This is a genomic window from Pelagihabitans pacificus, from assembly GCF_009371985.2.
Taxonomy (GTDB): domain Bacteria; phylum Bacteroidota; class Bacteroidia; order Flavobacteriales; family Flavobacteriaceae; genus Pelagihabitans; species Pelagihabitans pacificus.
In genome coordinates this window covers 59,117-73,831 of record NZ_VIKU02000005.1, presented here as the reverse complement: position 1 = coordinate 73,831, position 14,715 = coordinate 59,117, and the positions used below count along the sequence as shown (strand labels likewise).

General features: G+C 44.4%; 16 protein-coding genes. 8 read left to right on the top strand and 8 right to left on the bottom strand.

Annotation, left to right across the window (positions count from 1 at the left end; translation table 11 throughout):
* The first annotated feature begins 1 nt into the window (after nucleotide 1).
* On the top strand, nucleotides 2–562 hold the full coding sequence (locus FK220_RS15710) for a phosphatase PAP2 family protein (RefSeq protein WP_152575304.1): 561 nt from the start codon (nucleotides 2–4) through the stop codon (nucleotides 560–562).
* On the opposite strand, the gene FK220_RS15705 is transcribed toward FK220_RS15710, so the two are convergent.
* Complete coding sequence (locus FK220_RS15705) at nucleotides 540–1,181, bottom strand: O-methyltransferase (RefSeq protein ID WP_152575303.1); 642 nt, start codon at nucleotides 1,179–1,181, stop codon at nucleotides 540–542. The genes FK220_RS15710 and FK220_RS15705 overlap by 23 nt on opposite strands.
* A gap of 59 nt (nucleotides 1,182–1,240) precedes the next feature.
* On the opposite strand from FK220_RS15705, the gene FK220_RS15700 reads away from it, so the two are divergent.
* The 4 genes from FK220_RS15700 (at nucleotide 1,241) to FK220_RS15685 (ending at nucleotide 4,720) form a co-directional block, all read left to right on the top strand.
* Entirely contained in the window at nucleotides 1,241–1,726 is a 486-nt protein-coding gene (locus FK220_RS15700) for a GNAT family N-acetyltransferase (protein WP_238719062.1), read from the top strand.
* A 30-nt stretch (nucleotides 1,727–1,756) separates the two neighbouring features.
* On the top strand, nucleotides 1,757–3,028 hold the full coding sequence (gene kynU, locus FK220_RS15695; protein WP_152575302.1) for a kynureninase: 1,272 nt from the start codon (nucleotides 1,757–1,759) through the stop codon (nucleotides 3,026–3,028).
* 81 nt (nucleotides 3,029–3,109) lie between these two features.
* On the top strand, nucleotides 3,110–3,520 hold the full coding sequence (locus FK220_RS15690) for a VOC family protein (RefSeq protein WP_152575301.1): 411 nt from the start codon (nucleotides 3,110–3,112) through the stop codon (nucleotides 3,518–3,520).
* Between the two features lie 51 nt (nucleotides 3,521–3,571).
* The gene (locus FK220_RS15685; protein WP_152575300.1) at nucleotides 3,572–4,720 is read left to right on the top strand and encodes an MFS transporter; all 1,149 of its coding nucleotides are present in this window, start codon (nucleotides 3,572–3,574) and stop codon (nucleotides 4,718–4,720) included.
* Here the strand turns inward: FK220_RS15685 and FK220_RS15680 are convergent.
* Entirely contained in the window at nucleotides 4,717–5,385 is a 669-nt protein-coding gene (locus FK220_RS15680) for a hypothetical protein (RefSeq protein WP_152575299.1), read from the bottom strand. The two genes, FK220_RS15685 and FK220_RS15680, sit on opposite strands and share 4 nt — an antisense overlap.
* 118 nt (nucleotides 5,386–5,503) lie before the next feature.
* Between FK220_RS15680 and FK220_RS15675 the strand changes: the two genes are divergently transcribed.
* Nucleotides 5,504–6,052 carry a ClpP family protease gene (locus FK220_RS15675; protein WP_152575298.1) on the top strand — a complete coding sequence of 183 codons (549 nt, stop codon included), beginning with the start codon at nucleotides 5,504–5,506 and terminating at the stop codon, nucleotides 6,050–6,052.
* Nucleotides 6,053–6,306: 254 nt separating this feature from the next.
* Nucleotides 6,307–7,647, top strand: a complete 1,341-nt coding sequence (locus FK220_RS15670) for an FAD-dependent oxidoreductase (protein WP_152575297.1) — start codon at nucleotides 6,307–6,309, stop codon at nucleotides 7,645–7,647.
* Here FK220_RS15670 and FK220_RS15665 read toward each other — a convergent pair.
* The 4 genes from FK220_RS15665 to FK220_RS15650 all read right to left on the bottom strand — a co-directional run bounded on the left by FK220_RS15665 (nucleotide 7,633) and on the right by FK220_RS15650 (nucleotide 10,392).
* Nucleotides 7,633–7,992, bottom strand: coding sequence for a DUF2834 domain-containing protein (locus FK220_RS15665; RefSeq protein ID WP_152575296.1), 360 nt, complete (start codon nucleotides 7,990–7,992; stop codon nucleotides 7,633–7,635). The genes FK220_RS15670 and FK220_RS15665 overlap by 15 nt on opposite strands.
* Complete coding sequence (locus FK220_RS15660; protein ID WP_166204947.1) at nucleotides 7,989–8,450, bottom strand: DUF4174 domain-containing protein; 462 nt, start codon at nucleotides 8,448–8,450, stop codon at nucleotides 7,989–7,991. Before FK220_RS15660 ends, FK220_RS15665 begins: the two co-directional genes overlap by 4 nt.
* Nucleotides 8,451–8,515: 65 nt before the next feature.
* Nucleotides 8,516–9,295: a zinc ribbon domain-containing protein gene (locus tag FK220_RS15655; RefSeq protein ID WP_152575294.1), complete on the bottom strand. Its 780-nt coding sequence runs from the start codon at nucleotides 9,293–9,295 to the stop codon at nucleotides 8,516–8,518.
* Between the two features lie 2 nt (nucleotides 9,296–9,297).
* Nucleotides 9,298–10,392, bottom strand: coding sequence for a Nif3-like dinuclear metal center hexameric protein (locus FK220_RS15650; RefSeq protein WP_152575293.1), 1,095 nt, complete (start codon nucleotides 10,390–10,392; stop codon nucleotides 9,298–9,300).
* A 48-nt stretch (nucleotides 10,393–10,440) separates the two neighbouring features.
* Between FK220_RS15650 and lpxK the strand changes: the two genes are divergently transcribed.
* Nucleotides 10,441–11,445, top strand: coding sequence for a tetraacyldisaccharide 4'-kinase (gene lpxK, locus FK220_RS15645; RefSeq protein WP_152575292.1), 1,005 nt, complete (start codon nucleotides 10,441–10,443; stop codon nucleotides 11,443–11,445).
* On the opposite strand, the gene FK220_RS15640 is transcribed toward lpxK, so the two are convergent.
* Complete coding sequence (locus FK220_RS15640) at nucleotides 11,426–13,645, bottom strand: tetratricopeptide repeat-containing hybrid sensor histidine kinase/response regulator (RefSeq protein ID WP_238719061.1); 2,220 nt, start codon at nucleotides 13,643–13,645, stop codon at nucleotides 11,426–11,428. The genes lpxK and FK220_RS15640 overlap by 20 nt on opposite strands.
* A complete protein-coding gene (gene gap / locus FK220_RS15635; RefSeq protein ID WP_152575291.1) occupies nucleotides 13,642–14,655 on the bottom strand; it encodes a type I glyceraldehyde-3-phosphate dehydrogenase in 1,014 nt (337 codons plus the stop codon). The genes FK220_RS15640 and gap overlap by 4 nt, the downstream gene beginning before the upstream one ends.
* Between the last annotated feature and the right edge of the window lie 60 nt (nucleotides 14,656–14,715).

The following is a 14,715-nucleotide window of genomic DNA, read 5'->3' as shown; positions in this document are numbered from 1 at the left end:
TATGCTAGACCAGTTGCAGCAATGGGATCGGGAAACGTTTATATACCTTAACGGACTAGGGATAGAGGAGTATGATGCTTTCTGGTCAGTGGTCACGAAATTTGGAACTTGGACACCTCTTTTTCTACTGATTATATTCTTGATTTTCTGGAGAAATAATTTGAAAAGGGCAGGGTGGAATCTTCTATTCCTTGTTTTAATGGTGCTTTCAGTGGCTTTCGCCATCGATGCTACCAAGGAATACATCGGTAGATTACGGCCCAACAACGATACGGAGATCAATCAGTTGATTCGAATTTTGCACACTCCCACCGATTTTAGTTTTTTTTCAGGGCACGCCGCATCTTCTTTCAGCATTGCGACCATGGCAGTCTTGTTACTTAGAGATCGATATAAATGGATTTACTTCATATTTCTATGGCCGCTGTTGTTCTCTTTCAGCCGCATTTATTTAGGGGTGCACTATCCCTTGGATATTTTGGTCGGGGCCCTTGTAGGCGTCGGTTTTGCTTTTCTCTTCAACGGGCTTCGGCAACGTATCAAAGTACCCTACTCAACGTAAGCCCGTCCCGGATGGGTAACAAAACGGTCTCGACCCTGCTATCTTCCTTTAGCATTTTGTTATAGTCGATCAAGACTTTTGTGACGATGTCCTTTGGGTCCAATGGTTCAACTACCTTTCCCGTCCATAGTACATTGTCCGACAAAATAATGCTTCCCGATGCGGTTTTTGACAGCACCGCCTCAAAATAATTGGGATATTCGATTTTTTCGGCATCGATAAACACCAAATCGAATACAAGGTCCAATGTCGGAACAATATCGAGGGCATCCCCCAAATGTTGCACGATTTGTTCCCCATAACCACTTTTGTCAAAATACCTTCTTTGCATTTCTACCAGTTCCGCATTCACATCGATGGTGTGCAATTGTCCATCCCTTTGCATCCCTTCGGCCAAACAAAGGGCCGAGTAACCTGTATAGGTGCCAATTTCCAGGATATTTTTCGGACGGATGATTTTGGAAAACATGCTCAAGACCCTTCCCTGAAAATGACCCGTAAGCATACGTGGGCGTAATACCTTCAAATGGGTTTCCCGGGTAAGCTCTTGAAGCAATTTAGGCTCCTCCCCTGAGTTGTTCCGAATATACTCCTCCAGTATGGGCGAAAGAAAATGCATGGGATGGTTTTGGCAAAAATAGCTATTAAATTTGCTACCTTGAACCAAAATAATCGCCTATGATGGGGAAATCGATCCAGATCCGTGAAGCTACCTTAAAAGACCTTCCTACCCTATTACAATTTGAGCAAGGCATCATCCAGGCAGAGCGACCCTTCGACCCGACCATACGCCCCGATCCCGTCAACTATTACGATTTGGAAGTGTTACTCTCGTCAGAGGAGTCATTGGTGGTGGTGGCCGAGACAGGGAGCCAATTGGTGGCTTCCGGATACGTCAGGATCAAAAAGGCGCGATCCTATCTAGATCATGAAGATTATGCCTACTTGGGGTTCATGTATACCCATCCCGACTATCGGGGCCAGGGAATCAATGCTGCCGTAATCGATCGGTTGAGGGCTTGGGCCTTAAAGAAAGGGCTCAAGGAGATACGGCTCACTGTTTACGACGAAAACGTTGTTGCGCTAAAGGCCTATGAAAAATACGGATTTAAGAAGCACATTATCGAAATGCGCCTGCCCGGACAAACAAACGATGTTCCCTAACGAAGTTGTATTTTTGAATAAAATTGTGCTATGTCGTTTCAGAATACCTTAGAATTTGCCCAAGCGCTGGATTTGGCCGATCCCTTAAGGAAGTATCGAGAGGAGTTTTATTTTCCTAGAGTCGGTGGTAAAGAGGTGATTTACTTTACGGGCAACTCGCTAGGCCTGCAACCCAAACGCACCCAAAGGTTTGTAGATGAGGTCATGACCGATTGGAAGGAATTGGCCGTGGAGGGGCATTTTCATGCCGATAAACCCTGGTGGGACTATCACGAGCGGTTGGCAGCACCTTTGGCAAAAGTAGTAGGAGCCAAGACAGCCGAGGTGACGGTAATGAATACCCTTACCGTCAACCTTCATTTATTGATGGTTTCCTTTTATCGACCCACTAAAAAGCGCTTTAAGATCCTTTGTGAGGAAAAAGCGTTTCCGTCGGACCAATATATGTTTCAGAGTCAGGTGAAATTTCATGGTCTTGATCCTGAAATAACCATTGTGGAAGTCAAAAAAAGAAAAGGGGAACACCATTGGCGTACCGAGGATGTGATTGAAAAAATCAATGAAATAGGCGAGGAGTTGGCCTTGGTGTTGATCGGCGGGGTAAACTATTATAACGGACAGGTATTTGATATCGAACGAATTACAGAGGCTGGGAAGTCTGTCGGGGCTTATGTGGGTTGGGACCTTGCCCATGCAGTGGGAAATATCGAACTAAAGCTTCATGATTGGGGGGCCGATTTTGCAGCCTGGTGCAGTTATAAATACATGAACAGCGGTCCTGGAAATGCCTCCGGGGTGTATATCCATGAAAAATATCTGGACCGAAAAGATATCCCGCGCTTTGAAGGTTGGTGGGGTACCAAAAAGGAGACCCGTTTTTTGATGAAGCCCGAATTTGAACCCATGCCGAATGCCGATGCATGGCAAATAAGCAATGCACCGGTATTATCATTGGCACCTTATCTCGCGTCATTGGAATTGTTCGAAGAGGTAGGTATGCCTCCGTTGATCGCGAAAAGGAACCAAATCGTTGCCTATCTGGAGTTTGTCCTGCACGAAATCGACAAGGAGGTCGAAAGCACTTTTGAAATAATCACACCAAAGGATCGTGGCTGTCAATTGTCGGTATTCCTGCACGGGGAGGGAAGGTCCTTGTTTGACTTCTTAATGAGTAATGGAGTCATTACCGACTGGCGCGAACCCAATGTGATCCGTTTGGCTCCCGCCCCTTTCTACTGCTCGTTTGAAGATATGTATCGTTTCGGCCAGCTGTTGAAAAAGGGTATTTTGGAAAAAGTTTGACCATACTGGTCGAATATTTGGCAGATGCTTTTCAAAGAATGGTTTTTCGTTGACACTCGATAAAAGAAATAATCATACCGAATGATATTGGAACATGTCGCCATATGGACGAATCGATTGGAGGAGTTGAAAACCTTTTACGCCACCTATTTCGAGGGCATACCAAATCAAAAATACCAGAACGCAACCAAGGGGTTTCAAAGTTATTTTTTGAGTTTTAAATCCGGTGCCCGTTTGGAGCTGATGTCGATGGCCGGCATTCCGGAAAATACTAATGATACGATACGGAAACAGTATCAGGGTATCATTCACTTGGCGTTTGGGGTAGATAGCATGGTCGAGGTAGACCAAAAGGCCTTTGAATTACAAGCGGCCGGATTTCCTATATTAAACGGACCAAGAAAAACTGGTGATGGTTACTACGAATTTGAAACATTGGACCCCGATAACAACCGTTTGGAAGTGACCACCCTATTTACTGGAACACCTTAAGAGGGATTTTGAAAAAATAAGCTACTTTAGCCGCTTTCTAAGCCATTTTGAATGAAATCCCTTCTGCTCATTCTTTCGAACCCTAGGTATTTTGGCCCGGCATGGGTGTTTGCCAGCCTCAATATCCTATTCGGCACCTGGGCGATTTACATTCCGACGGTAAAGGAAAATTTGGACATCGATAAATCCCAATTGGGACTGGCGATTTTTTTTCTTTCCCTTGGCGTCTTCACGGTCTTTCCTATTGCAGCCAGGATTATTAATAGGGTCGGTGTGGGCAGGGCCACGACTTTTGGTGTTTTTTTGATTTGTCTTGCCGGGCTCTTGCCACTGATGGCCCCTAATCTATACACGCTGATGGGAGCGTTGTTTCTAATGGGAGCGACCCATGGTTTCACAGATATTTCCATGAATACCCTGGTCACGGAATTGGAAAAAGAGGATAGGAAAAAATTCATGTCGGCGGCACACGGGTTTTTTAGCCTTGGGGGTGTATTGGCAGGTCTCGGAAGTTTTTTGATAGGGCCTTTGGACAATCCGCCCTTGCATATGTTGATTGCCGTGTTGTTGGTGTTGGGGGTTAATCTGTTTTTCATGAAAAGATATTATGCCGTGAAGGCGGCCCCGGTCGAAAAGGAGCCTTTTAGTTTAAAGCTGTTCAAACCACTTTTACTGCTTGGTTTGGTCTCCTTTATGTCGATGGGCAGCGAAGGGGCCATTGTCGATTGGAGCGGACTCTATCTGAAGGAAATAAGCATCGCGCCGGAAGCGTTATGGGGTGCCGGCTTTTTAGGGTTTCAGGTCACCATGACACTCGGGCGATTTTTGGGTGATGGTATCAGTGAAAAGTTGGGTTCGGTAAAGATGGTGGCACTTGGCGCCTCGATTGCAATTGCCGGGCACCTATTGGTATTGACCACACAGACCAATTTGGCGATTATGGGTTTTGCGCTTAGCGGACTCGGGTTCTCGGTGATGGTACCCGAACTTTTCAGAATAGGGGGTAATGTGAAAGGTGTGGAATCTTCCCAAGGAGTTTCCTTTATAGCGGGTATGGGTTATATGGGATTTTTGGTGGCGCCCCCCGTATTGGGTTTTGTCGCCAAAAGTACTTCCCTGATCATTTGTTTTATAATTCTCCTTTGTTGTGCATTCCTAGTGCTTGGAGCTACCTTCGTGATGAACAGGTCGAGAGGTTAATCGGTTGTTACTTCCACCCCGGTGAAATACAATTTAAACTTGCTGTTCGGCATTTTGTGCATCGTCGCGAGTTTTAAACCGTTTATTTCTTGGTAGTCTTCCCAAGTAGTAATCATGGAAGGCTCTGACTGATTGGCCTTTCGAAATACCCATTCCTGAACGATGAGGTCGTCTCCAAAATAAAAATCATAGGCATCGCCGGGGGTATATCCCCCTTCGTTACCATACACAATTGTGAGCTTCTGCATTTTGTTCTTGCTGATGGGCGCTTCAACGGCTGCCTGATGTTCATAGGTAATATTATCACCGTCCCAAACCAATTGATAAGGCGCCAAAAGCCAGTATTTATCATTGATAAAACCGGCATTGGTCCTATAGGCTGTACTGTCCATATCGGCCCAGTTGTATTCCAAGGTGCTTTCCGCGGTGGTGGCTGTAATGTCATTGGTCCTGGGGTTCCAAATCCAGCTACGTTCGAAGTGGGTCGTATCCCGATCTACATTGAACGTAAACTTGATCTCTTTTACCTTTGGCCAGTTTTCAAATCCGTTGGCATTGGCAATTTTTTCGGGAATGGGCGGTTCCTGGGCATTGCCCTCATCGATGGTGGTAAAACCTGTCAGAATTCCGGTAATCAGTGATAGGGCGAGTAGATACTTCTTCATTTTCAGTGTTTTGCTCAAAGATAAACGCTTTTGACTTTATTATTAGAAAATCCAGCAATTTAGTACCCTAGTTTTTAAGGATAAAATGAGTATTTTTGAAACTGCTAAAAATTAACAAATGAGTTCAAAAAAAGGGAAAATACAAGAGGCTATCGACCAAAAGATGTTGGAGGAACGCAAAGTGTTTCTTTGGGGCATGGTCGATGATGAATCTGCCAAGCATGTCATTGATCGTCTTCTGTATTTGGATTTACAAAACAACAAGGAAATTCAATTATATATCAATAGTCCTGGAGGATATGTCACCTCGGGCTTTGCTATGTACGATACCATAAAATCGTTGAAGAGTCCTGTATCAACTATTTGTACGGGTCTGGCCGCGTCGATGGGATCTATCTTGCTCTCTGTTGGTAAAAAAGGTAGACGCTTTATCCAGCCGCATGCACAGGTGATGATTCACCAGCCTAGTGGTGGCGCCAGGGGGCAGGCATCGAATATCGAGATTCAAGCCAAGGAAATAATCAAAACCAAGGAATTGAGTGCCCGTTTACTGGCCGAAAATTGTGGCCAGGATTATGAAAGGGTGTTAAAGGATTTCGATAGGGACTACTGGATGAATGCCGAGGAGTCTGTAGAATACGGTATTGTTGACGGAATCCTAGAATAGTCTTTGTACTTTCGTAATAATGAAAAAGTCCTTCGCAAGCTTATTGTGAAGGACTTTTTGGATATATATAGGCGCCGTAGCGGAATATTTAGTATATATACGTGAGCGAAACATGCGATAGACTTTTCCTACATGTTAAAAAAAAGATAAGGTATTGCTTTGCAATGTAAAACGGAAAATAATCGGCGTCGGGGAAGGAGTGCTATTTTGTTATCTTTAAGGTTTATTTCAACATCTCCATAATCGGAAAGCTTATGACACAAACTCCGAAAAACATCGCCATCATTGGATCGGGCCTGGTGGGTTCACTACTTGCCATTTATCTGAGAAGATGGGGCCATGCCGTCACCGTTTTTGATAGAAGGCCCGACATCCGAAACGTCGAGTTTTCAGGTCGTTCCATTAATCTTGCGATGAGTAACAGAGGTTGGAAGGCATTAAGGGAGGTGGGTATCGAAAAGGAAGTCAAAAAAATCGCCATTCCGTTGTACAAGCGGGCAATGCACGTTATCGGACAGGCCGAATATTTTCAAAACTATGGGAAAGAAGGCGAGGCTATTTGGTCGATCTCCCGAGGGGTTCTCAATAGAAAAATGATCGATTTGGCCGAAGGGGCCGGGGCAGCGTTCCGTTTCGAGGAAAAGGTATGGGACATCAATTTGCCAGAGGCTAAAATCTACACTGGGGAAACCGAAAAGGGGGAGTGGAAGGAGTACCGGTATGACATGGTCTTTGGTTGCGATGGTGCTTTTTCACGTGTGCGTCATAAGATGCAAAGACGCAGTCGCTTTGACTATTCACAGGATTTCATCGATGTGGGTTACAAGGAACTTCGAATTCCCCCAAATGAGGACGGGAGCCATCAACTGGACAAACACTCATTTCATATCTGGCCTAGGGGAGCGTTTATGCTGATCGCGATGCCCAATTTGGATGGCAGCTTTACATGTACTTTGTTCATGCCTTTCGAAGGGGAGGTTTCTTTTGAAAATATTACTACCGAAAAACAGGCCAGGGAATTCTTTTCCAAGTATTTCCCCAATGTGATGCAGGTGATGGACGACCTACTTGAAGACTTCTTCAAAAATCCGACCAGTGCCATGGTGACCATGAAGTGTTACCCATGGACGTATTGGGACAAAGTTGCCTTGGTAGGTGATTCGGCCCACGCCATAGTACCTTTTTACGGACAGGGAATGAATGCAGGTTTTGAAGATATATACGCCTTGAATAGGATTATGAAACGGTACGGGGACGACTGGGAGACCATCTTCCAGACCTACCAAAAAGAACGCAAACCGAACGCCGATGCCATTGCCGAGCTCAGTTATCGAAATTTCATGGAAATGAGCAGTAAAACAGCCGACCCCAAGTTTTTGTTACAAAAGAAGATCGAGAAACATTTCGCCTCAAAACATCCCGAAAAATGGATTCCGGCGTATTCCAGGGTTACTTTCTCGGAGCGGCCCTACGCAGAGGCATTGGCTATCGGTGATGCACAGGAGAAGATTATGCAGGAAGTCATGCAAATGCCCAATTTAGAAGCGAAATGGGATAGTCCGGAAGTCGAACAGAAAATTTTAAGTTTGCTTTGACAGATGGGCGTTCCCCCGAATCTTTCGCTCCCTAAAGAACAAAAAGAGTGGAAAACTGAAAGCCAGGGCGACCAAAAAAGTCAAGGGTATAAAAAGCCACCAGTGCTTCATTTGTAACCTCCGTGCCTCATAGACCATCCAAATTAAAAAAGTAATGGCTACCACCGAAATATCGGCATTGATCGACTTGGCAGGTAGCGTGGTTTTTGTCAGGGCGATGAAGTTCCCAATAGAGGTGTCATCGACTTCCAAATAAAAGAGTGCATTATAATACCAGGTTGCGGCTAACCCTATAACGGCCAATACCAGGAACAGCACTTCTATCCATGTTAATTTTGGTTTCATCCCTTGTTTCTTAATTCGCTTCTCCGCATGGGCATGCTATCGATCAAGTCGAAAACCTGTTGGGGCGCTACCTGAAAAGTCTCCTTAAACTTTACCCCTCCGTCCTTCCCGATCAGCACCACTCCGCTAAAATCGTTTTTCACCTGTATCGTTTTTAGAACCTTTTCACGATCCATAGGGATCGGTTCCCCTTTTGCGTTTCTTATTTGGGTGTTATCGACCAAAAAGATAATCAGGTCCCTATCGACCAAATCGTCGGAGCTCTCTTGTAAAAGCCGTAGTTGACTTTGTAACGCTTTTGACCTATGGTCAGTATCGACCAACACTAGTATCCTGTTCGACCATTGATAATCTGCCAGTTCTTGGGCATGGGTATCCTGCGAAAAATGAATCAAGACAACTAACAGACAAAAGTAGCCGGATTTTGCAAAGATCAAATGTGGCAGCGGTGTTTTCATACCCATAAGGTACAAAAAAAGCCATCCGTAATTCGGGATGGCTTTCATTTATACGACCGTTCTCGTTATAGATTCTCGAACATCTGGTGCATTTTTTCCTGCTCTTCCTCAGCAAGTACGGGGTCTACCAGGATTCGACCACTGTGCTCGTCGGTGATGATTTTCTTGCGGGAAGCAATCTCTACCTGTACCTGCGGTGGAATGGTAAAGAAAGAACCTCCCGAGGCCCCTCTTTCGATGGGAACCACGGCAAGACCGTTCTTTACGTTGCGTCGTATTCGCGCATAGGCCTTTACCAAACGCTCATCGATTTCTTTTTGGAACTTTTCAGACTGTGATAAAAGTGCTTTTTCCTCTTTTTCGGTTTCTGCCAGAATAGCGTCCAACTCGTTTTTTTTATGTTTTAAATGGGTTTCCCGTTCGGCCAACTTTTCCTTGGTCTCCGCGATGACCTCTTTCTTCTGTTCTATCTGCGCCTTGAATTCCTTGATGTTTTTTTCGGCCAATTGAATTTCCAACTCCTGAAATTCCAATTCTTTGCTGATCGAATTAAATTCCCGGCTGTTGCGAACATTTTTCTGTTGTTCGCTATATTTTTTAATCAAGGCCTTGGCCTCCTCGATCAAATTCTTTTTTGCCCCAATCTCGTAATTGATGGTTTCCACATCGGTCTTTAATTTGTCCATTCTAGTTTTCAGGCCCAAAACTTCATCTTCAAGATCCTCTACTTCCAATGGAAGCTCCCCGCGTACATTGCGGATTTCATCAACCCTAGAATCGATTAATTGCAAATCGTACAATGCCCTTAATTTTTCTTCTACCGTTGCTTCTGTTTTTTTCGCCATACTTATAAATAATTGATTGGATTGGTTTTACTTTCCGATAAACGGATTGCAAAATTAGGCATTTTTTTCGTAAGATAATCAACTAAAAGATTTTTTGTAAACTGCTCAGTTTCATAGTGTCCGATATCGGCGATGACTATCTTATCTTCCGCTTCGTAGTACTGGTGGTATTTGAGGTCCGAGGTAATCAGCATATCCGCTCCCGCTTTCTTGGCGGCCCCGATGGCAAAGGCCCCGCTTCCCCCTAAAACAGCAACTTTTTGTATTTTTTTGTCCAGTAATCGTGAGTGGCGAATACCTTGGGCGTTCATTCTATCTCGTACCGATTCTAAAAACTTCCTGGGATCTATTGGCTTTTCGAGCCTACCGATCATCCCCATGCCGACGGTTTGATCAGTGTTTTCCAAGGTCAACACTTCATAGGCCACTTCCTCGTAGGGATGATTCTGAAAAAGTGCATTTAATACACGTGCCTCTCGCGTGACCGGGAAGATGACATTCACACATTGCTCCTGTTCAAAATGGGTTTTACCTATTTCCCCCTTCGTCGGTTGGGCACCGGCACCTGCACGGTAACTTCCAATACCCTCCATGCTGAAACTACAATGGCTGTAATTTCCGATATGGCCGGCACCAGCTTCAAAGAGCGCCCCTCTTAGCTTTTCCGCTTCCGTATTGGGTACGTAAGTGGTCAGTTTTTTTAGGGTTCGCTTTTTGGGAATCAGTATTTGAGGGTTTTGAATTCCCAGAACCTCACAGATTCTGGCATTCACACCCCGCGGTGCATTATCCAATGCCGTGTGCATACTGTAGATACAGATATTATGCTGAATCGCTTTGATGACCACCCGTTCCACGTAGGTGTTGCCATTGAGCCTTTCTAAACCCCCGAAGATGATTGGATGAAAGCTAATGATGAGGTTACAGTCGTTGGCGATTGCCTCGTCGACCACATTTTCCAAAGTATCCAAGGTTACCAAAATACCAGAAACTACGGTATCGTAGTCGCCTACTAAAAGTCCGACATTGTCAAAATCCTCGGCATGGCCCAATGGAGCCAATTCTTCCACTAGAAGGGTCACTTCTTTAACGGTCATATCATTTGGATAAGGTATTCAAAGATAAAATATTATATTTTCGTTGCCGTGCAGCTGCTTAGAAAAATAGCGTTCCCGATTTCACTGATTTATGCGCTTGTCGTACGCCTTCGAAATTATGGATATGACAAAGGCTTGTTTCAATCCACGTCTTTTAAAACCCCCATCATCTGTATCGGTAATCTCAGTGTTGGGGGCACCGGTAAGACCCCTATGACAGAGTATCTGATCCGGATATTGAAAGACCCATACCGTATTGCGGTGTTAAGTCGTGGTTATAAGCGTAAATCTGTCGGCTTTGTTTTGGGCGATTCCGGGAGTAAGGTTACCGATTTGGGCGATGAACCCTTTCAAATGTATCAAAAGTTTCCAAAAATCACGGTGGCTGTCGATGCTAACCGGCAACGAGGTATCGAAACCCTCGAGGCAACGGTCAATCCGGAGGTTATTCTATTGGACGATGCCTTTCAGCACCGAAAGGTACAGGCTGGTCTGTACATCTTATTGACAGCTTACGGAAAGCTCTATAACGACGACTGGTACCTACCTACGGGGAATCTCCGCGACAGCAAAAGTCAGGCGCAAAGGGCCAATATCATCGTAGTTACAAAATGTCCGACAGGGCTTTCGGAATCGGAAAGAAAACAGATAATAACCAATTTGCAACCCAAAGAACATCAAAAGGTGCTCTTCAGCTATCTTGATTATGGGGAGGCGATCATTGGTGATGGTACAAAGAGGCCGCTTGATTTCTTTAAAGATGGCGCAACTCTAGTGACAGGAATAGCCGATCCAGGGCCACTTCTCGACTACCTGCAACAGCAGGGAATTCGCTGTGAACATTTACGTTTCAAGGACCATCACTTCTTTACCGATAACGAGCTGCAACTTTTTAATTCCAAGAATAAACTGCTAACCACGGAAAAAGACTATGTACGCTTGAAAGACCGGGTAAAGAATTTGTACTACATCCCCATTAAGCACCGATTTTTTGCCGGAGATGTCCAAGAATTTGAAAATGATATCCTGGATTTTATGAAGCAGGGTTCTTAACCCTTTTTTTGTCAAAGATATTCTCACCGATCTTTTGATAGAATACTTCCGGTTTGAAGGGTTTGGTAACCACATCATCGCATCCCGCCGCGTAGAAACTTTCCAAGCTATCGTCCAAGGAGATTGCGGTGAGCGCGATAATGGGGGTTTCTTTGTCAAATTTTCTAATTTCGATGGTCGCTTCCTCACCACTAATACCGGGCATGTGAATATCCATTAGGATGGCATCGTATATATTGGCTTTTGCCATTTCTACGGCTTCGGTACCATTATTAGCGATATCGCTGGTTATCTCTTTCTTGGAAAGCATTTTTTTCGTGATGACCTGATTGATTTTGTTATCCTCGACAATTAAAAGGTGCAATCCCTTGAACTCATAATTGTTTTCACTGATTTCAAAGGGAATATCATCGACCAGACTATCCTTGCTTTTCAACTTTAATTCAAAAAAGAACGAACTACCCTTGCCCAATTCGCTTTCTAGTTGGATTTTGCTTCCAAAAAGGCCCAAAAGACTCTTTACAATGGTGAGTCCGAGCCCCGTACCGCCATACTCCCGGTTGATTTGAATAGAACCTTGTTCAAAGCCATCGAAGATGTTTTCCTGTTGGTCTTTGGAAATGCCGATGCCGTTGTCCGCTACTTCAAAATAAAGTGTCACATCTTCCTCGAATTTTTTCATCAACTTGGCGATGACCCTTACTTCACCATTTTTGGTAAATTTCAAAGCATTACCCACCAAGTTCATAAATATTTGGGATAGCTTCAGGGGGTCGCTCATCAAATGGGATGGAATGTCTTCGTCATATTCCAAAACGATTTGGGTCTTGTTTTCCTTGGCACTTTGCTGTAGCGAGTCGATTACTTCTTTCAGGACCTTTTTTAGATTGAATTCTATGGATAATGGCTCGAGCTTATCTGCATCGATTTTATTGATATGTAAGATATCATTGATAAAATTCAACAGGTAATCTCCCGAAAATTTGAGGGCCTTTAGGTGTTCCTTTTGGTTCTCGCTAGGGTTTTCCTCCAGCAAAAGATGGGTAAGTCCTGTCACGGCATATAACGGGGTTCTTAACTCATGGCTTACGGTAGAAAGGAAATTGGTCTTGGCTTCCATGGCCTGTACGGCGGCATCCCTTGCCAATTGTAGCTCGTTATTCTTTGTTTGCAATAGGTCGTTGGTCTTTAGCTTTATTTGATTGTTACGATAAAGCGATACGGCCAAAAGCGAGATAATGGTCAAAAAAGCGGAAGTCAGGATGGCGGTCAATTCAGAGCTTCGTGCCTCTTGGCTCAACTCTTCGTTTTTTTCCTCCAATCTCCCTATTTCACCCGTGAAAAAATCAAATTGAATTTTCTCCGCTGCCTTGGCCTCGGTCTTGAGTTTGTCCAAAGTGAAGAGTGAATCTTTGATGCCCAATAGGTTTCGTACATTCCGTACCGCTAGGTCAAAGCGACCCATTTTTTCGTAAATCTGTGATAACAGTTCGTTCGAGGCCACGACCTCCACAAAAAAATGATGCTGGCGGGCCAGGCCCAGAGCGTTTTCAGCATTTAGGGCAGCTTCTTCCAAGTTGTTCGTCGCTAGATGCAATTGTGCCAGACCCAAACTGGCTTTGGTCGATAGATATTCCTGCTCATAAGGATCTGTATTGATAATCAGCGAATTGAAATTCTTGGAGGCGACATCATACTTTTCCAACGCCATATAGATATTTCCCTCGGCAAGCAATATGTTATTAACGAGATTTCGATCATTGCTTAGCTGTTTTGCCTCGTTCAGTTCCGCGATCGCCTGAAAATTATTTCCTTCCCCATATTTGTATAGGGCACCGATGAACTTTTGCACCGCGTTACCGAAGGGGTACTCCATCTTTTTCAATTGAGCGTTGGCACGGTCCCAATAAACTTCGGAATTACTTTTTTTATCCAGTTCCAGATAAACTATTGAGAATTTGTGCAATGCATCAATGACCGCTTTTATATCATCGTTTTGCTCGGCCACTTTGGCGGCGTTTTCCAATGCAACCAACGCAAGGTCTAATTTATTCTGATGTCTGTAGGTCATAGCCTCCTGAGAATAGGCCTCGTACGATTTATTTGGGATAGAGTCTTGGGCATACGTTCCCCCAATCGTCAATAGTGTAAACACTAGGCAACATAGGAACTGCTCTATATGTAGGTGCTTTATCCTCAAATAAACCTTTTATCGATAAGCAATTGGACCAAATCGATTATCCGACTACTGTATCCTGTTTCGTTATCGTACCATCCTATAATCTTCACCATGGTACCGCCTATGACCGATGTCATCTGTGAATCAAACGTACAAGAATAACAACTATTGTTTATGTCAACGGAAACTATTGGGTCTTCAGTATATAAAAGTATGTTTTTCAGTTTGTTATGTGAAATTCTTTTAAAAGTACTGTTTATTTCCTTGATAGAGGTCGTTCTTTTAACATTCAAGGTAATATCGGTCAGGGAACAGTTTGGTACGGGTACACGTATTCCACAGCCGCCAATTACCTCCGAGAGGGCGGGAAAAATCTTGGTCAATGCCTTTGCTGCACCTGTAGTGGTAGGCACGATCGATTGCGAGGCTGCCCTGGCCCGTCGTAGGTCTTGATGGGGCTGGTCATGAAGGCTTTGATCAGAGGTATAGGAGTGCACGGTGGTGATGTAAGCCTGTTCGATTCCGCAGAGATCGTTAATGACTTTGATCATTGGAGCGGCGTTATTGGTCGTACAGGACGCATTTGAAACCATATCATCCTCAGCGGTCAAAATCTGTTCGTTGATCCCGAACACCACCATTTTTATGTTGTCGTCTGTCGGGGGCGCGGATAAGACTACCTTTTTCGAACCATTGCGGAGGTGGTAGTGTAAAGTGTCCCTGTCCTTGAACTTCCCGCTTGCTTCAACAACGATATCTATATCGTGGGCCCGCCAATCAATTTTTTTGGGATGATCGGCATTGCTCAAGGGTATTTTCCGGCCTTCGACGATTATATGAAGGTCATCGTGTGTAATATCGCCATCGAATACCCCATGTATACTATCGTACTTTAATAAGTGCGACAAGGTTCGACTGTCTGCAAGGTCATTGATGGCGCCCACCCTTATTTCTGGATGATTGGTCAATAGCCTGCATAGGGTGCGACCAATTCTTCCAAAACCGTTGATACCTACGTTAATTTGTCTCATGAAAATAGTGGGAGCTCCAGAATTTACGGGGGTTATAATGAATGAAAAGGCCGGTTCGGA